Raw genomic sequence first — 19494 nt, 5'->3', positions numbered from 1 at the left:
GCGAGTTCTTTGGCATAGCAATCAAGTAGCGCCATATCTAAATCAATGTTGCGCTGCACGATAGGGTCTTGATACTGCTCACGAAGTTTTTGTCTTGCTGAAATGTTTTTAAGATTTAACTCAGTTGCAGGCAAGTTGTATTGGCTGTTGGTGTTAACCACATGACCTTTGAGCATGGCACCGTGACGAACAATTTTCATTCGTCGACGTAATAGGTCACGGGCAGCGCGCATTTCACTTGGATAATCATAAGCTATCCGAAAGTTACCACCACGCAGTAATGAGGCAATTTTAAAGGAATCGACTCTATCATTTTTGGTTTTACCGCCGTGAATGGCCTTCATATACAGCGCATGGCCTAAGATGAAATCAATGCCCAGTTCAGCACACCAGTCTGACACCCAATACCAGCAATGCATGCACTCAACGCTGACAATCACATTGCCGATATAGGGTTCTAGTATGAGTAATAAGTCATCTTTGCTGGCACCTATCTTTTTATGAACAACAACTTCACCTTTAGAATCAATGATGCAGACATAAAGTAAGCGTGCATGTAAATCGATACCACAGTAGTATGGATGTGAGATATTATAAAATCTCATTGAGCTTTCTCCTGTTGGTTTAGTCACCTTAAGCATACCGCTGATGTGGCTTGCTAGGGAGGAGGCTCAATGAGTATCAAGAAAATAAACAGGGACACGTAACGCTTGCTCGGTTCCACTTCGTTCCACAATTTTAGCAAGCGCTACTTAGCCCGTTAGGTTTTTATGAGCATCAGTCAGTATTACTATATCGGAAATAATCAGAATTTATTCTTTGGAGTATTTTCTATTTCTTTGATCGGCTATATTTTATATACCTTTGGGCTACCTACCGTTAATGTCACTTTTTGGTCGGTACTTGGGTATTCTCTTTATGCTGTATTTATATTCCTATTTTCGTGGTTAGCTCAGTTTTCTTTTAAAACCTACTTTAAGTTACGGGGTCAGAAACGTGTAATCACTATTAATGATAAATCAATAACCTTTCCTGAGCTGGGCGACTCCTTAAAAGTGATAGAGCTTAAATTCTCCCAGATTAGAGAGGTGTACTTTGCAGAAGGTCGGCACGGTATTCCTAATAATTTAATTATAAAGTATGGCTACGATGGTCACGCATACATAGCTAAGGATTATTTAAAACCTCAGGATTTTGAGGCTATTTGTACATTGTTTAAAGAAGCCTTAAAAATAAACCAGATAAGTGTAAAATAAAACCTAACAAGTCAAGCCATGCGACGCTTACGCGCACATGCTTTCGGCGTAAGGCTTAATTATGAAACCTCAAGACATTGGTAAAGCATACGATAAAATCACTGATCTATGGGAGCGCGAAGGCTTCAATAGAAGCAATGGTATTGAGCAGCACAAACGAGCCTTAAAATTCGTAAAAAATAAAGGCAAAGCTCTTGATGTTGGCTGCGGTTCTACTGGACGGTTTATCGATCTTTTTCAAAGTGAAGGCTTTGCAGTTGAAGGCGTCGATATTTCCGAGAAAATGCTAAATTTAGCAAAAAAACGCCACCCTGCGGTTTTGTTTCATCACCAAGATATATGTGATTGGGTAATTCCAGCTAAATATGATTTCATTTCTGCTTGGGACAGTATTTGGCATATTCCACTTCAGCAGCAAGCTATCGTTTTTCAAAAGCTAGTTTCTTGTCTTAATAAAGATGGGGTGCTAATTTTCTCTTTCGGAGGAACAGATGAGCAAGGTGATCATAAAGATAGTTCTATGGGGCCGGAGGTATATTACTCGACTCTAGGCGTAAATGGGTTTATTAACCTGTTAGTTAATCTAGGTTGTGTTTGTAGGCATCTTGAGTACGACCAATACCCTGAACTGCACACGTACTTAATAATACAAAAAGCCTAACAAACGGCTGCACCTGACAATTTTCCGCTGTCACCTTTTGTGCAAAAATACGCACAAAAGCCGCCATCAAAAATTTGCTCGGTGAGCCGGGCGTTAATCCATAGAAATTTTAATCCTAAACTTACGAATTAGATTTGGAAACCTAGCTCGTTTCTGTCCAAAAACGAGTTAGTTTTTTATGATAATGCCTAAATTCAACTCTGAACTTGAGGCCGTTGAAGACTCCTTACAAAAGAATACGTGAGCTAGCCAAGGATGGCGAGCTAGCTTTCGAGGGGAAGGGACGCCCCATCGGAAGCGTTAGCATTTTCACTCTTTATTGTAAGATGGGCCGAAGATGGCTAAATACGAGGTCAGAAGCTGGATTAATTTCCGTCGCAATTTTTTCGCTGCTGTTGTTTGGTTAAAAAGCGAAAATGTTGCCGGAACGGCATGGGTGATCCAAGAGGGGATTGCTGTTGATCCCCTTTTGGCCCGTGCAGGGTGGAACCTTGCGATCTCAATTCAAACGCAGTTTGCAAAGCCAGTTGTGGTTGCAGGCCATAAAAAGCTTAACCATCTTAAGCCAAAGATGACTTCACCACTAAACAAGACACCTGTTTCTGCTTCCCATACTGCATCACCTGTGCCAGCTCCGATTGGCTAATCGGTACATACGCCGCATTAATCGCATCTTTCTGTGCTTCAACAAACGGATCGTGAATAAACATAAACTGTTCATTGTAACCACTTAATACCACCCAATGCGGGCCTTTCTCGCCATTAAATCGATAGGTGCTGATCATCAATAACACAGCATAACCGCTGTCAATCCAATGTCGAAGTTGAGTCAGACTGGGTGATGCATTGTGGATCTGAATTCCTTGTGAGGCTAATTGCTGACAAAAGTCGTCATGCACTATGGTAATGACGGCTTTTTTGTTGCTGTCACGAACGCTATCAATAAAGGGGACTGACGTTGACTGGCTGTACATCTCAATCTGTAATCCGCGCTTTATGGCTGCTAAAGCCAAACCATGCACACTGCAACCACCATGACCGCTGGTCATAAAAATAGTGGTGGCTTCGCGCCAAATACTCAACTCATCAACTCGGCTCGGATTATAGTGCGTTTTTACCGCACTCATGGCCATCATTAAGCAAGCGGCGCCACACGTAAAGGGGGTGGTTTGCACATATAAGGGCATCTTGATGACTTTGCTTGGCCCTGGCGGGTCTAAGCGTTTGTGCATGCGCACGCCATCAGCTAAATCGTCGTAATAATGCACTAATGTTTTGAGTACTTTATAACCCATTTTTAAATAAAGATTTTTGGCCGCGATGTTGTCGTTTCGCACTTCTAGGCGTAATGTAATGAAGCCGCGCTCGACCACGGTATGTTCACATTGTGTGACCAGTTCAAAGGCAATGTTGCGACCTCTAAACTCGCTCGCAACAGCAATAGAGTATAGCCTTGCTAGACGTGTGCCACGATGAAATAGCACCAATGCATAACCTGCAAGGGTGCCGTCTATGTCGGCGACTAATAAGCTGTCCAGTGGCGAGTTTATAAAGCGTTTCATCTGCCGAGAGCTGATTTTATCACCACTAAAGGCATTGGATTCGATTTGGTTAAGCTGGGATAAATCGCTGGGAATAGCTTGACGAAGCAGCATGAGTTGGCTCGAGTTGGCAAACATGATAGTGACTTAATTTACGCGCTAAACCGCACAAGAGGCAATCGATATTTATGGCTCATTTTTTAATTGTCACCGACGATGTTAATGATTGGCGTCCCTATTTACCCAGTGACCATATGGTCACAGTGCATGATTATTTAGAAATGGGGGCGTTTTCCGAGCAAAGTGCCATGCAAGTGATTAACTTGTGTCGCAGTTATGATTATTTAAGCACTGGTTATTACTGTTCGTTAATGGCTGAAGCACGCGGTCACCGGGTGATCCCGCGCGTGATGACCATTAATGATTTATCTCAGGACCGTTTTTTTAGTTTACCTCAAGCTGGTTTAGATAAGCTGCCTGATACTGTGACTGAAATATCCATGAAGCTGTATTTTGGCTATTGTGATAATCCGTCGCTTGACAAGCTTGCTCGCAAAATTTTTGAACGTTTTACCGTGCCGGTATTGCAAGTGAGTTTGTTAAAAATGTCAGGAAAGTGGCAGGTTGGCTCCATTGAACCTGCGGCTTTTCAAGACTTAACCGAATCAGAACAAGATTTATTTGCTAAGTATTTAGAGGTGTTTTCACAAAAAGTATGGCGTTTACCTAAACCATCGAAACGCTATCGATATGAAATTGCCATGCTGGTGAATGAGCATGAGAAAATGCCACCATCAGATAAAGCGGCGCTGAAGTTATTTACTAAGTCGGCTAATCGTATCGGCATGGATTTAGTCCAAATTGGTTCTCACGATTTGGCGCGGTTAAGTGAGTTTGATGGCTTGTTTATTCGCTCTACCACTAATATCAGCAACTTTACTTATCGATTTGCGAAAGCGGCAGAGCAACTTGGCTTGGTGGTAATGGATGACCCTGAATCCATTATGAAGTGCACTAACAAGGTGTTTTTGACCGAGCTATTAAACAAACATAAAGTGCCAGTGCCTAAAAGTGTCATCTTTAAAGCCTCGGATAAAAACTGGGCCGATAATGTGATTAATACCATAGGATTACCGATTGTACTTAAAGTACCCGATGGGGCATTTTCCCTTGGGGTTGTTAAGGTGAACAACCGTGAAACCTTACTTGAACAAGCTGCGATTATCTTTGAGCACAGTGCGTTAATTTTAGCGCAAGCGTTTATGCCTACCGATTATGATTGGCGCATTGGCGTGCTAAATAGCCAACCTATTTATGCCTGTCGTTACTTTATGAGTCGTGGTCACTGGCAGATTTATCAACATCATCAAAGCGGCCGTGTCAGTAGTGGTGATTTTGACTGTATCGATTTAAAAATGGTGCCGCAAAATATTGTTGATGCGGCGGTTAAAGCATCAAACTTAATTGGTGCAGGTTTGTATGGTGTCGATTTAAAAGAAATTGACGGTAAGGCTTATGTCATTGAAGTGAATGACAATCCGAGTATTGACCATGGCGTAGAAGATTTGTTTTTAGGGGATTTAGTTTACGACAGGGTGATGACTGAATTTTTAAGGCGTATTCAGCTTCGCGGAATGTAATCACGATAGCGTAGGCCATGGCAAAAAAGACCTGTTAAGGTCTTTTTTGGTTAATTAGTTGTGTACTGTATTACGCATTTGCGGCGTTATATTATGCTGTTTTCACAGACCCGAAAACAATTACGTCCGGCTGCTTTTGCTGCATACATGGCTTTATCCGCTCGCTCATATAAGTTTTCTGCTTGTTGCTGTGGTAATGATTGCGCAATGCCTAAACTGCATTGAATATTATATTCGGTCAGTTCAGAATGTTTTGGCATCATATCAATAATACGTTGGCAAATAATTGCCGCTGCATCTGCATTTCCTTGAGTAATAATCACAAACTCATCACCACCAATTCTGAAAGCTTGGTCCGTATTACGGATCGCTTCACTAATTAATGCTGCAAACCCTACTAAAACGTAATCACCGGCTTTATGGCCATGTACGTCATTGAGTTGTTTAAACTTATCCAAATCTAATATCACTAATGATACCTGACCTTGTTTGCGATTCGCTCGGGCTAATGCAATATCAAGAGCTTGACGATAATAATATCGATTGCCTAAGTTAGTTAGCGCATCAAACATGGCTTGATTAGACATTGCTTGATATTTTAATGCATTATTAAACGGTTGAATGAGCATGTTTTCAAGCCGTTGTAATAATTTCTTCTGCGCCGAGTTGAGTGGCACAGACAACTGATAAGTGATAGCAAAGCTGTCATTGTTATCGTTAATAGTATGTTTTAATTCAATACCGTAATGACGTCCCCAAACAAATTTTTGTTTATCTAGGGTCAACTGCAGTCCTTTAATCGGCAAATGTTGTCCTAGGACTTTGCCAAAACAGGCAAAAACTGTCCGAGGATCTAAACTTCCATGTAGTTGTTGAATTACTTGAACAAGGTCTAGATCAGACTCTCGATTTAAGTAAGCGTCTGAACGGTACCAGTAATCATCAGGATAGAACTCTGTTGCTAGCGCGAAATCCATAGTATTTACTCCAGTACGTTACAACTAATTGTCAATTTATTAGCAAAAAGCGTGCCTATGAAAATTTTTCTATAGTTATTAGTTGCTTGTTGTTTTACTGTAGTATTTAGAAAACGTTTTATTTCCCTTTCGACACTTTTTTGACGAGGAGCCAAAGCCATAATGGAACACAGCATTTTTATCCATATTTTGTCGATGCTTGTGATTGCGATTGTGGCGATTGCATTATTACGCCGTCTTGGCTTACCTGCCATTTTAGCTTATCTACTCACTGGGGTGGTCAGCGGTCCCAGTGGTTTCCATTGGTTTACCCAGTTACAAATGCAGTCTGTGGCTGAGTTAGGTGTCGTGCTATTGATGTTCACTTTAGGGCTGGAGTTTTCTGTGCCTAGATTGTGGGCCATGCGTCGCACAGTGTTTGGCTTGGGCAGCGCCCAAATGTTGATAACGGCTTTTGTGGCTGGCGGTATCGCCATGTTGGTTGGCCAGGATTTAGTGGCCGCAATAGTGATTGGTTCAGCCATTGCCTTGTCGTCAACGGCCATTGTATTAAAGTTGCTAAACGAACAAAACTGGTTAAGGCGCAGGCACGGCGAATTATCCGTCAGTGTGTTGTTATTTCAAGACTTAGCCGTAGTGCCGTTATTGATTTTAATGCCACTGTTAGCCAAAGGCGATGTGGAAATGAGCTTCAACAGTATTATGTGGGAATTACTCACTGGTATTTTGGCTTTTGTCGGCTTAATGTCATTTGGTAAGTGGATACTGCCGCGTATTTTCGATGAAGTGGCTCGCTCACGCTCAAATGAGTTATTTGTATTATCGACCTTGGTTGTGGCCTTAGTGACGGGCGCGTTTACTCAATGGCTTGGACTGTCAATGGCATTAGGGGCGTTTATTGCTGGTATGCTACTGGGCGAAAGTCAGTATCGACGTCAGTTAGAGGCTGATATTAGGCCGTTTCGTGATTTATTAATGGGCCTGTTTTTTATCTCAATCGGCATGCTACTGGATTTCAATCTGGTGATGCAATATTGGTGGCAAGTGCTGTTAATTTTAGTCGCAGTGGTACTGACTAAAATTTTGATCGTGCATGGTTTACTCAAGCTTGTAGGCGAAAATACTAAGGTATCACTCAGTACGGCAATCAGTTTAGGTCAAGTTGGTGAATTTAGTTTTGTGTTATTGGCATTGGCGGTGAATTATCAATTGCTCAATAACGAAGTCAGCACAGTATTAGTTGCTGTGGCAGTGATCTCTATGTCTATGGCACCTTGGTTGATCCGCCATAGCCTTGATATCGCTAAAAAGGTTAGCGGTAACAAGTTAGCAGCTAAATCTGAGCCTATTGAGGTTGTTTTACCTCATTCTGATGAAAGTGACGTGGTGCTTATTTTAGGTTATGGCCGAGTTGGGCAAACAATAGCGCGCTTTTTGAAAAAAGAAGCCGTGCCATACATGGTACTCGATTTAGACCCCACCCGCGTGTCAGAGGCCAGAGCGGCGGGCGAGAACATTCATTTTGGTGATGCTTGCAGAATGGCACTGTTAAAGAAGATGGGCATCCGTGATGCCAGTTTAGTGGTGGTGACATTTTGTGAGCCACGCCAGTCTGAAGAGTGTTTAGCCGTAGCACGCAAGCTTGCTCCTGATGTAAAAATACTCGTGCGTACTCGCGATGATGCTAACTTGCATGAGCTTAAAGAAGCCGGCGCAACCCAAGTGATTCCTGAATCCCTTGAAGGCAGTTTGATGCTGGTTTCGCAAGTCTTGTTTAAATGTGGAGTACCATTAGCGCGTATTATTAAGCGTTTAGAATCAGAGCGACGTAACCATTACCAATATTTACACGGTTTTTTCTCGGGCACCGAAACTGATTTCACTCTGGATTTACTCCATGCAGTATCACTGGCGTCAAGAGCCAGTGCTGTGGGGAAAACCGTTGCTGATATTCCATGGCAAGCATTAGACGTTGAACTTAGAGCTGTGCGTCGTAAAGGGGAGGAGATTAATCCTCCGCCACCAGAGTGGGTGTTAAGGCGTAATGATATTTTAATGCTGGTGGGTAAACCGCGCAGTATCGAAAAAGCTGAAGAGTACTTGCTGCAGGGATAGTGGTTCCCTGTTTGCATCACTTTTCTGGAGTATAACTCTTCTACTTCATCAATTTTCTCAATCATAGGATCTGTATGTTAAAGGGCTCTGAGCGTTTTTTTATCAAACTTGCATCCAATTAGCAGGCTGTAACGTATACACTCTGAAGGGCTTTTTTTATTCTATATATGCAGTAACAGCCCGTATTAACGACATCGAATCATTACCGGGAAGCGTGGCATATTATGGATCAAGACACATTACTTAACTTATTGAGTGCCAGTGCGGATGGAGATAAACAAGCTTTTGCTGATTTATACCAGTCGACTAGCAGTCAATTATTTGCGGTTAGTTTGAAAATGCTCGGTCGACGGGAGCTGGCTGAAGAGGTGCTGCAAGAAGCCTACGTAAAAATTTGGCATAACGCGACCGAATATCAACATGGCAAAGGATCGGTACTCACTTGGATGATCAGCATAGTGCGTTACCGAGCATTAGACATGCTGCGTTATCAAAAAGTCAGAAAAGAAGATCCGCTTGAAGAGGGCCAAGAAGCGATTTTTGATGAGCCCAGCAATGACGACGGTCCGCAAGTGCATAAAAATCAACTCGATCAATGCATGAGCGAGCTTGAACCGCAGCAAAAACAAGCGATTCATTTAGCGTACTACAATGGTTTATCGCATCATGAAGTGGTTGGGCACCTAGACTTACCTTTGGGCACGATTAAGAGTTGGATCCGCCGTGGTTTACAGCAATTACAGAGGTGTTTATCGTTATGAATTATCATGATCCTCAATTGAAAGATGCCTTGGCTGCAGAATATGTGCTGGGCACATTGCGTGGCCAAGCTAGACGTCGGTTTCAAAAATTAATGATGCAAATACCTAGCCTGCGTGAAAGCACTTGGTTATGGGAGCAACATTTGCATGGTATGAACCAGTTATTACCTCCGGTAAAGCCTGATGATAATGTGTGGCAAAATATTCGTCATACGCTGGGTTTTGTTGACAATTTGAGCCACACTCCAGCACCAGAGACACCCAATGTCGTGCCTTTAACAACTCGCCATCGCGTCTGGAAAGGCCTGGCCTCCATGGCAACAGCCGCAGCCATTATTATGGCGGTCATCCTGGTGAATAACCAACCTGTGCCCGTCGCGGCGCCGCAACAAGTTGCCGTTGTGCAAAGTGCGCAAGCTAAAGCATTATGGCTTATTGAAGTCACGGCCAATACTATTGAAGTTCGCTCTACCAGTAACCTAAAACCTTTACCGAACAAAGATTATGAGTTGTGGATGGTGGCGAAAGGTGTTGAAAACCCCATCTCATTGGGCTTGTTACCTAAATCGGGTAAGCTGAGTTTAGCGAAAAATAGTCAGTTTGATGATGTCGATATTGTTGCTTTGGCGGTCAGTTTAGAGCCTTTAAACGGTTCACCGAATGGCATGCCTACTGAAGTGTTGTATACCGCAGAGCTGGCAATTTTATAATCCATTAATGGGTCTGTGAATGCGGGATAACAATGATGTGTAAATGCTTATTCACGCAACAATAAGCTGAAGCATAAATCGAGACGGCCAAAGGAGATATCCTTGGCCGTTTTTTTATGGGGAAAGATTTTATTATCGCGAAATTATAACTAAATTATCACTCTAGCAGGAATTGATCATGACGAACCGTGACGGGGTGAATGTACTCAGGTTTACTGAGTATCAAGCTTTAGTATTGATGCAAAATCGATAAGGTTTCAGATGATTATCAACAAATATTCAAAAATCATCAAAAATAATTCAAATTAAGCACAGGTTTATAATCTTTATAATTCAGTATCTTAGTGTTGATTTATTTTTGTTTTAAAATTAATGCAACAATAATGGCTAAATTCTGCATCCAAAATGGAACCTGAGCCGTTTACTTACATGACTCTACTACACAACAAGGAAATGGTCATGAAAGTACTAAAAATATCCCTAATCGCCAGTATGGTATGCAGCACTTTGTTAGGCGCTAATGCATTTGCCTCAAGTCACCGAGAAGCACCGAATATCACGCGTTTTCCGACATTAGATTCTACCGATTTTTATGCATTTAACAGTTATGAAGCAGGGCGTGAAGATTACGTTACCCTTATCGCTAACTATATTCCATTGCAAGACGCCTACGGCGGACCTAACTATTATGCGATGGATCCTGCTGCGGTATACAGCATTCATATCGATAACGACGGTGATGCAGTAGAAGATTTAACCTTTCAATTTAACTTTACCAATGAGCTTGCCAATAATAATCAAGGTATTGCGTTAACGGTTGGTCCAGCTGGAAATCAACGCAATGTGTCAGTCCCGCTTAAAAATATTGGTGGCATTACAGCAGCAGATCAAAGTGCGGCAAACTTTAGCGAGTCGTATCAGTTAACACTTGTTAAAGGACCACAAAATAGCGGTAGTGCAACAGTGTTGAGCAATACTGCTGGCGGGATGTTCCATAAACCTCTGGATTATATTGGTAATAAAAGTTTCGGTGATAGCAGCGCTTATGCAAGCTATGCTGGACAATTTATTTACGAATTTAACCTCGACGGTTGTGCCAGTCCTGGTAAGGTGTTTGTCGGTCAACGTAAAGACCCTTTCGTGGTTAACTTAGGCAAAACTTTTGACTTAGTAAACTATGTACCAGTGGAAGGTGATAGTGCTCCGGGTGCTGGTGATCAAGGCGGTTTTCCGGGTGGTATTACCCAATCAGCCGATAATGATGACTTAATGGATAAAAATGTTACAGCCATTTCAATTGAAGTACCAAAGACATGTTTAACCACTCAAGGGAACGGCACTATCGGTGCATGGACTACCGCCAGTTTACCGCAAGCGCGTATTTTAAATCCAAATGCAAAAGTAGGTAAAACTGAAGTTAACGGTGGGGCATTAACTCAAGTCTCTCGTCTAGGTAATCCGCTGGTGAACGAGTTAGTGATTGGCCTAAAAGACAAAGACACCTTTTCGACTTCACAGCCTAAAGATGATACTCAGTTTGCTGATTATGTTACCCACCCAAGCTTACCTGAATTGCTCAATATTTTGTTTAAAGATGCAGTTAATCAAACTTTAGGCACAAATATTGAGACATTAGCACCAACCAATTTCCCTCGTAATGATCTCGTTACTGCATTTCTAACAGGCTTTGCCGGTGTTAACCAACTTGAAACGGTGACGCCATCAGAAATGTTGCGTCTTAATACCGGTATTCCAGCAAAACCTCGCGATATGCAGTCCGCTTTTGGTGTTGCAGGCGATGATTTAGCTGGTTTCCCTAATGGTCGTCGTCCTGGTGATGATGTCGTTGATATTGCCCTGCGCGTGGTCATGGGACGTTTATGTTACCCGATCCCAGTTAATGGAACAGATACTGATTTAGGCCTTTGTACTAGTGATGATGCCAGTGTTGGTACTGTGCCATTTACAGATGGCGCACCGGTTGATGCGACTATGATGATGGATCACTTCCCCTATTTAGCGACGCCACTTTCTGGCTCAAAATAAGGAACATAAGATGAATACTTCTATTCAATATGCGACTCGCCAGCTTATTAACGCTATGGCTAAGCCAGTGGTATTAGTCAGTGTGATCAGCGCAGGATTATTAGCTGGGTGCAACTCAGATGATGATCCAATGGCAATGGTTAAAAACAGTGCGCCTATGGTAAGTGGTTTGATGTTGTCTACTGTGACTGAAACTGCGGTAACCGATCAAGTAGCTGCCACCGACAAGGACGGCGATACCCTGACGTTTACGCTAGTGAATGAACCCACGCTGGGAGCGCTGAGCTTAATGGCAAATGGTGAGTTTACCTATACTCCGGCAAATGAAGTCACTGGCATGGACAGTTTTACCTTGGCTGTGAGCGATGGCGTAAATGATCCTGTTACTGCGCTGGTAAGCATTACTATTGATGCTGAGCAAGTGATGTTTTCAAGCTTAAGTCGTCAGGCATTTTCACAACCAAGCCAAGCAGCACCTTTGCGTGTTAATGGCCGTGTGGTTGACAACGATGTATCAACGACTGATTTTTACGATGACTTATTACTCGACTAAGAGTGCGTTTGCTATTAGCTCAGGTAACAATATAAATAGGACAATATACCCTGCTATTGCAGCGATTAATCATCTTATTAACAGGCTGTTAGTGGTGCATTACAGGGTATAAATGACCAAGGATGGCATTTTGGAGGCGTTATGCAAGTGACAACAGGGCGGTTAACACAAATGATAAAGTACCGACACTCTATGGTTAATATGGGCATGTTTGCCAGCCTATGCTTATTGTTAATCGGTAATAGCCTTGCGGCGCCCTATACACCTAAGGATAACAACGAAGTTATTGCAACTTGGAAGGTGTTTAATGATACCGATCAACAGATGAGTTTAGATGACATCAGTGATTTTATTGAACAAGGACAATATCCTGGTGAGGCGGATTACCGTTATGGCCGCGCAAAAGCTTGGTTACAAACCAAGATGGCTAATGCCAGTCCCAATGCGCAAACCTACTACTTATATGCTCGGGTATTACAACATCAGCATCAATTCGAGCGGGCATTAAAAGCGTTAGATCGCGCTATTGAATTAAAGTCAACCGCGGTTAACAGTTGGTTATTAAAAGCCAATATTCATCTGGTACAGGGAGATATTGTCGCAGCAAGACAAGCGTGTTTAACGTTAATCGGTAAAGCCGATATTTTATTGATTTCTACCTGTGCTCTAGAGGTCGCTAGCCAAAATGGCAAACTGGCCGAAAGCTATCAAGAATTGGCTCGTTTGTATCGCTTGTATCAGCCGGCGAATGAACCAGAAAAAACTTGGCTTGTGCAAATTCTTGCAGATATGGCATTAAAGCAAGATTTAGCAGAAGCAGCATTAGGCTATTTAGATCAGGTGAACATGGATAATGCGCCAGTCAGTTTATTAGCCTTATGGTCAGATGTGCAGTTGTCACTTAATCAGCATCAAGTCGTGTACGACAAACTGTCTAACGTCATTGAGCAACATCCTGTGCAGGATGATGCATTACTGTTGCGCCTTGCCATAGCGGAAAAATACCTTGGCAATACTGTAAAATGGCAATGGGCTTTTGCCCAACGCGTGACACTGCGCGAGCAAAGACATGACAGCTTGCATGCATCCGATTTAGCACAATATTACTTAAAGGTTGATGTACAGCCCAAAAAAGCACTTTACTGGGCTAAAATAAACTGGCAGGTAGCACGTCAAACTAATGACAGAATGCTATTAGAGCAAGCTAAGGCATTGTTCAGTCAAGCTAAAAATGATAAAAAGTCAGTACAAGCTAGTGGCAATCTTACTGTCGAAAATTTAGCAGGCTAAGGATAAATCAGTGAAAGCATTAACAGGATTTTCTTCGATGATAAAAGGCGGTTTATTATTGCTACTGTTGCTGTTCAGTCATGTCAGTTTTGCCCATCAAATGAGCACCAGTTATTTGGCTGTTAACTTGGATAAGCAAGGGCAAGTTGACGGGACTTGGCAAGTGCGCCTTTTCGATATCAACCAAATCGTTTCTATTGATGACAATCAAGATGGCCAACTTACTTGGGCAGAGTTACAAGCTCATCAAGTGGCGGTGATGGATTATTTACGCGCATCATTAATGATCAGTAGGCAACAAGATTGTCCGCTCAGTTTTAATCCAATCCAGCAAATTGATCAGCATTTTAGTGAAGGGTATTTGGTTAGTTCATTTAACGCTGCCTGCGATAGTTCTGGCCCGTTATCGATAAATTATAATGCTTTTTTTAATATCGACTCCGATCATAAAGCTATCACGACAATTATCACGTCCGATCATCAATATGCTCGTGTGATCAGCAATGATAACCGCATAATATTGATTAACTTAGGTGAAAGTCAGGTGAGTGACACATTTACTGAATATGTGTATCAAGGGATTATTCATATTTGGAAGGGCACTGACCATGTTCTATTTTTGCTGGCGTTATTATTAACCTGCGTATTAGTGCGTGAGCAGAGAAAATGGAATCCGATAGACAATCCTAAGCAAATATTTAAAGACACAGCATGGATTATTACCGCGTTTACACTTGCGCATTCTGTGACATTAACGGCCACAGCATTAGGGATACTCAATTTTAGTAGCCATTGGGTTGAGCTGGGTATTGCATTATCGGTATTGTTTGCCGCACTAAATAATGTTTGGCCGATTGTGTTGCGATTAGGCTGGATTACCTTTGCATTTGGTTTATTGCACGGTATGGGGTTCGCGGGAGTATTAGGTGAACTTGGACTGCCAGAAAATCAAAAACTATTAGCGATTTTAGCTTTTAATGTCGGCGTTGAAATTGGCCAACTGGCGATTCTAGCTCTAGTGCTGCCGTTGTTAATCTTTTTACGCCACACAAACTGGTATCGAAACTGGGGCATGCAGCTTGGATCTATCGCGATTGGCTTGATGGCGATTCAGTGGTCGGTAGAGCGTTTCTAATATTGATTTAATAAACAAGTCGCCAGCGCTTATCTGTGGCGACTTGTTATTAAGATTACACTCTCGGCAATGGATTAAACTGCGTGGCGTTAGCGCTTACTGGTATTGGTTATACAGAAATGCGCCAACATGACTGTCTGGTCACTAGCCTTTGACCTACCCCTTTAAGCACAGTGTTAACCCAGTAGCATTGGACTAAGCCCAATGTCTTTCAGCCATATCTCTAAGTACTATCTCTCAGTAATATCTCTCAGTACTATCTTTCAGGATATCTCTAAGTACTATTTCTCAGTACTATCCCTTAGCAACAATAGGCACACTCTATGGCCATCTTCTCATCGCCACAACCTGATAACCAATACTGATGGTTCATATTGATTGGCGATACGTTACCCGTTAAAAACCTCTAGGTTATTGCCCGTCTCAATTGCCGTTTAATGGCACAGTATTATAACAATGGTTGCATAAAACCAGTTTGCCACTGGTTTTGCTAATTTGTCGCAAACATAAGTAAAACTTTTTTACGGGTTAATTCGTATGATGGTTCGGTTTGCTGCTGTATCTGTGTATTGATAGCAACGCTGAGTGCGTAATCTCAATAATATAGTGTGTTTGAACGAGTTTTTTGTCCGAAACACCAGCTAAGCCTAGATATTGCCCGCTTTCTTCCATAGAATGGCAAGTTAACTTTTTTATCAGCAGCCAGTGTTTATTTTGCTGCGGTTTTATTAGGTATATTGATGTCGGCGAAACTGTTTAATCTTCCCATTAAGCTTTCATTAGAGATGATTGCGAAACTGTTTTCGGCCACGCAAATTCAAAAAGCGCAAAACTATTTGATCCAAGGCCGGGTACTCGAAGTTACTGCCAGCAGTAACAACCATGATATTGAGGCCTATGTAGAGGGATCTGCTGCTGAGCCTTATCGTCAAGAAATCACCCTAGTCAACGTTAATCACAAAATTGTGATGCGATCTCATTGTACTTGTCCGGTCAGAACCAATTGTAAACACGTTGCTGCAGCTATGCTGGCACTGGTGGATAAAAAACCGGTTGAAGAACAGCGTATTCATCAATGGTTACGCCAACTTGATGAACAAAAAACGGTAGCAGAATTTGAAGATGAAGAGGAAGAGAAAGACCGCATTATCTATGTGTTATCTAATGATCCTCACGGCATTTTTGTCGAATTCAAACGCAGTAAATTAAATAAAAAAGATCAATATAATAAAGGCAGTAAGCTGGCATTAGCCGATATTCGTTATAGCATGCCTTGGTGGATAGATCCTGAAGATAAACAAATTATTAGCTTGCTATTATCATCTAACAATCAAGGCTCAAAAATTTATATCGATGGTGAAATTTCATTTTTAGCCCTGACAAAAATGCTTGCCGCCGAAGTGTGTTTTTGGGAAGAAAATCGCACTCCATTGACCTGGGCCAAAGCCATTACCCCAGAGTTTATCTGGTGTGAGATAGATAAAAAACATACTCAAATGCAAATGCGCATGCCTGGGCTTGAAAATTGGGAGTTTATTGCCACCGAGCCCCCTTTGTATGTGGAACTAGACTATTTGCATTTAGGCCGAATAGACACAGATTTACCCGTGAAAAAACTCAGTTTGTTACAGCATATGCCGCCGGTGCCATTGGCTCAAGTTGATGCGATTAGCCATAAAATGCTGCAACATTTTTCACCTAAAACGGTACCTGTTCCAAGCGAGATTGATTTTTGCGAGATAACCGCGGAACTGGTTACACGTTTAACCTTTACGCGTGAGTTTTTCAGCAGCAGTCAGATCATGCAACCGGTTATTCGAGTCGATCATTGTTATGGTGAAATTACTTTTAATGCTTCGACTAAGCCAGAACGGATTAGCTTAGTTAAAAAGGATCAGGTGCAATATCAAGTGCATCGACAGGTAGATCATGAATTAGCCGCGCTGCAATCATTAACCGATATTGGCTTAGTGACACTTGAGCCCGATCCTGTGCTAGTCAGTTCACATAAACCCTATTATGTCAGTGTCGGTTTATTACCTGAGTCTATTTTTGAATGGTCTGAGTTGACCAGTGATGGTCTTGATGCGTTAAGTGCATTGGGCATGGACATTCACTTTGATGATGATTTTGACTTACAAATTACTGATGCACAACTTGATGTCGACTTGGTTGACGATGATGAGTCGGGTTGGTTTTCGTTATCACTCAGTGCCGACATTGATGGGCAGAGTGTACCGTTATTGGCTTTAGTGGCTCGTTGGTTACAACAAAATGGTGAACCAGCAGATGACGATGAATTGCTGTTACCTGGTCCTAATGGCGGCTTTATTAAAATTAAAGCCAAAACCATTAAGCCACTGATCAGCATTATCCAAGAGTTATTTAACCGCCATTCTGGTGATGTAATTGCAATACCTCGTAACCGTGCACATATTTTAAATGATTTGTCTGCTAGCGATGTGCGTTTGCTTAATGGCGAGCGAGTGCGCAACTTAGCCACGAAACTGGCTGAGTTTAAAGGAGTTGTTCCGGTTGAATTACCCAATGGTTTACATGCGACATTACGTGATTACCAAAAACAGGGTTTTGATTGGTTGTGTTTCCTCAAGGAATATCAACTGGGCGGCATTTTAGCCGATGACATGGGCCTTGGTAAAACAGTTCAAGCTTTGGCATTTCTACTCAAAGCTAAACAAGAAGCGACTGAACATCGCACTAGTTTAATTGTCTGCCCGACCAGTTTAGTTGGTAACTGGTTAAAAGAAGCCAACAAGTTTGCACCATCGCTCAATGTAGTGGTGATCCACGGTAATAAACGCCAACCATTATTAGACCAAATTAACCAGTTTGATGTGGTTGTGACCACTTATCCTTTAATGTTGCGTGATGAAGCTATTTACTGTGAATATGTGTTTGAACACATTATTTTGGATGAAGCACAACAGATTAAAAATGCCCAAGCCAAAGTTACTCAAGTCATTAAAACCCTCAAAGGTAAGTTCCGCTTGTGCTTATCTGGTACGCCACTTGAAAATCATTTAGGTGAATTAAAATCGTTGATGGATTTTTGCTTACCAGGTCTATTAGGTCAGCATACTTACTTTAATAAACAGTTTCGTGGTCCGATTGAAAAGCAGGCTGATGTCGAAAAATCCTTGTTACTGAGCCAGCGTATTGCGCCCTTTATGCTGCGACGCACTAAACAGGAAGTGGTATCAGAGTTACCTGAAAAAACGGTGATAATCCAAACCTTGGAGCTTGAAAAAGACCAACGTAATTTATATGAATCTATCCGCTTAGTGATGGAGAAAAAATTGCGTGAGTTGTTTGCTAAAAAAGGCGTATCGAGCAGCCATATTGAGTTTTTAGATGCGTTACTCAAGCTTCGCCAAGCCTGTTGCGACCCTCGTTTAGTTAAGCTTGAACAAGCTCAGCAAGTAAAAGATAACGCTAAAATGACTTGGCTTATCCAAAACCTGCCTGACATGATTGAAGATGGCCGTAAAATTCTTATCTTTAGCCAATTTACTGGCATGTTAGCGCTGATTGAAGATGAGTTAAAACGCTTGGCGATTACTTACAGTAAGCTGACAGGACAAACACGCGACCGTCAAACCCAGATTGATGCGTTTCAAGAAGGCGGCAACTCAGTGTTTTTGATCAGTTTAAAAGCTGGCGGCACCGGGCTTAATTTAACCACTGCGGATACCGTTATTCACTTTGATCCTTGGTGGAACCCAGCCGCAGAAAGGCAAGCAACTGATCGTGCCCATCGTATTGGTCAGTTAAATCCGGTCTTTGTGTATAAGCTGATTGCCCAAGGGACTGTTGAAGAAAAAATTCAAGAAATGCAGCAGCATAAGCAAGGTTTAGCGGACAGTATTTTATCGGATGGTACTCAAGGTCCATGGCAGGGCAGTGCCAATGATTTATTGGCTCTATTAAGTTAACTCACGGTGAAGTTAATTAAATAACAGATGGTTAATGAGGTAACGTGATTGCCAGCAGTGTACTTTAAACGAGGTTCGTCGCAGCCAAGACAACGGCGCTCAAATCGGCCCACACCTGTTCAACATATGGCGTATTTTGAGCAAGTGTTTGCCGAGCTTCGGCTTCATCCTGAAAAAATAGCGATTGTGAGACACAATATTGCTGAGTTTCAGGCTCAGCCATACTTGAAGAAAGGTCTGCATACGGCAATCGACAGATTGTTGTTAGTGTTTGAAGATGATGACGACATTGAACGTTTGTATCGACAAGTGATGAGTGATGATATTGGTCAGAGGGTAAGGCGTTATCCGCTTATTTTTAAAGGTATTATCTCAATATCGTCAGACCTGATTTAAGTGCATTTTGCCTATGCCCATATCATGTTTGCTCCAATCGATATGGGCGTTAACTCATGCTTAAAAGTAGCCTTAGATTAACGCCCTGCTCAGCACGCTCTGATCCAATGACTGCTTATTTTATTACTCCTTTTGGCTTCATTGGGCCATGATCCCAAAACCATCACTTCAACCCTTTTCCTCTCAGCTTATAATCTTATTAGGTCAATTTATTTACCTGGAACACTTGCAGCATAGTCGATTGCATTTGCCTGATGGCATATTACAGATAATCGCGATTGCTGGTGGAAAGACGGGCTTTATCGTTAAGCCAAATACCGTTGGAGTATTAAAGATGATTCATATTGTAGGGGAAATACATAAAACGATTAAGTTTTTCTGCTATTAATAACTAGAAGTTCTACTATTAATAACTAGAAGCTCTACTATTAATAAATAGAAGTTTATGTTCAAACGACTT

At 42.0% G+C, this 19494-nt stretch carries 15 protein-coding genes; 12 read left to right on the top strand and 3 right to left on the bottom strand.

Translation table 11 applies throughout. The features are described 5' to 3' along the window. A partial coding sequence (locus H5123_RS18335) for a transposase (protein ID WP_182698887.1) occupies window positions 1–605 on the bottom strand: 605 nt, incomplete at its 3' end. A gap of 165 nt (window positions 606–770) precedes the next feature. Here H5123_RS18335 and H5123_RS18330 point away from each other — a divergent pair. Beyond that, window positions 771–1256 (top strand): hypothetical protein, encoded by a 486-nt coding sequence (locus H5123_RS18330; protein WP_182698886.1) that lies wholly within the window; start codon window positions 771–773, stop codon window positions 1254–1256. Between the two features lie 61 nt (window positions 1257–1317). Beyond that, a complete protein-coding gene (locus tag H5123_RS18325) occupies window positions 1318–1917 on the top strand; it encodes a class I SAM-dependent methyltransferase (protein WP_182698885.1) in 600 nt (199 codons plus the stop codon). Between the two features lie 560 nt (window positions 1918–2477). Here H5123_RS18325 and H5123_RS18320 read toward each other — a convergent pair. Next, window positions 2478–3596 carry a GNAT family N-acetyltransferase/peptidase C39 family protein gene (locus H5123_RS18320; protein WP_235781904.1) on the bottom strand — a complete coding sequence of 373 codons (1119 nt, stop codon included), beginning with the start codon at window positions 3594–3596 and terminating at the stop codon, window positions 2478–2480. Window positions 3597–3646: 50 nt separating this feature from the next. Between H5123_RS18320 and H5123_RS18315 the strand changes: the two genes are divergently transcribed. Further along, the gene (locus tag H5123_RS18315) at window positions 3647–5098 is read left to right on the top strand and encodes a RimK family protein (protein WP_182698884.1); all 1452 of its coding nucleotides are present in this window, start codon (window positions 3647–3649) and stop codon (window positions 5096–5098) included. Between the two features lie 86 nt (window positions 5099–5184). Here H5123_RS18315 and H5123_RS18310 read toward each other — a convergent pair whose 3' ends face one another. Then, window positions 5185–6075 (bottom strand): GGDEF domain-containing protein, encoded by an 891-nt coding sequence (locus H5123_RS18310; RefSeq protein WP_182698883.1) that lies wholly within the window; start codon window positions 6073–6075, stop codon window positions 5185–5187. Between the two features lie 162 nt (window positions 6076–6237). On the opposite strand from H5123_RS18310, the gene H5123_RS18305 reads away from it, so the two are divergent. The 9 genes from H5123_RS18305 to H5123_RS18265 all read left to right on the top strand — a co-directional run bounded on the left by H5123_RS18305 (window position 6238) and on the right by H5123_RS18265 (window position 19034). Beyond that, window positions 6238–8190: a monovalent cation:proton antiporter family protein gene (locus H5123_RS18305; protein ID WP_124016255.1), complete on the top strand. Its 1953-nt coding sequence runs from the start codon at window positions 6238–6240 to the stop codon at window positions 8188–8190. A gap of 224 nt (window positions 8191–8414) precedes the next feature. Beyond that, on the top strand, window positions 8415–8951 hold the full coding sequence (locus H5123_RS18300; protein ID WP_124016254.1) for a sigma-70 family RNA polymerase sigma factor: 537 nt from the start codon (window positions 8415–8417) through the stop codon (window positions 8949–8951). Continuing rightward, on the top strand, window positions 8948–9661 hold the full coding sequence (locus H5123_RS18295) for an anti-sigma factor domain-containing protein (RefSeq protein WP_182698882.1): 714 nt from the start codon (window positions 8948–8950) through the stop codon (window positions 9659–9661). The genes H5123_RS18300 and H5123_RS18295 overlap by 4 nt, the downstream gene beginning before the upstream one ends. 459 nt (window positions 9662–10120) lie before the next feature. After that, entirely contained in the window at window positions 10121–11707 is a 1587-nt protein-coding gene (locus tag H5123_RS18290) for a DUF4331 domain-containing protein (protein ID WP_182698881.1), read from the top strand. Between the two features lie 10 nt (window positions 11708–11717). Beyond that, window positions 11718–12260 (top strand): cadherin-like domain-containing protein, encoded by a 543-nt coding sequence (locus H5123_RS18285; protein ID WP_259395700.1) that lies wholly within the window; start codon window positions 11718–11720, stop codon window positions 12258–12260. A gap of 141 nt (window positions 12261–12401) precedes the next feature. Continuing rightward, window positions 12402–13550, top strand: coding sequence for a lipopolysaccharide assembly protein LapB (locus H5123_RS18280; RefSeq protein ID WP_182698880.1), 1149 nt, complete (start codon window positions 12402–12404; stop codon window positions 13548–13550). 10 nt (window positions 13551–13560) lie between these two features. Beyond that, window positions 13561–14685 carry a HupE/UreJ family protein gene (locus H5123_RS18275; protein ID WP_310736150.1) on the top strand — a complete coding sequence of 375 codons (1125 nt, stop codon included), beginning with the start codon at window positions 13561–13563 and terminating at the stop codon, window positions 14683–14685. A 740-nt stretch (window positions 14686–15425) separates the two neighbouring features. Then, on the top strand, window positions 15426–18638 hold the full coding sequence (locus tag H5123_RS18270; protein WP_124016250.1) for a DEAD/DEAH box helicase: 3213 nt from the start codon (window positions 15426–15428) through the stop codon (window positions 18636–18638). A gap of 48 nt (window positions 18639–18686) precedes the next feature. Continuing rightward, window positions 18687–19034 carry a hypothetical protein gene (locus tag H5123_RS18265; RefSeq protein WP_124016249.1) on the top strand — a complete coding sequence of 116 codons (348 nt, stop codon included), beginning with the start codon at window positions 18687–18689 and terminating at the stop codon, window positions 19032–19034. The last annotated feature ends 460 nt before the right edge of the window (window positions 19035–19494 follow it).

This window comes from Shewanella sp. SR43-4 (genome assembly GCF_014163845.1).
GTDB classification, from domain to species: Bacteria; Pseudomonadota; Gammaproteobacteria; order Enterobacterales; family Shewanellaceae; genus Shewanella; species Shewanella vesiculosa.
This window is presented reverse-complemented; position numbering and strand designations above follow the sequence as displayed.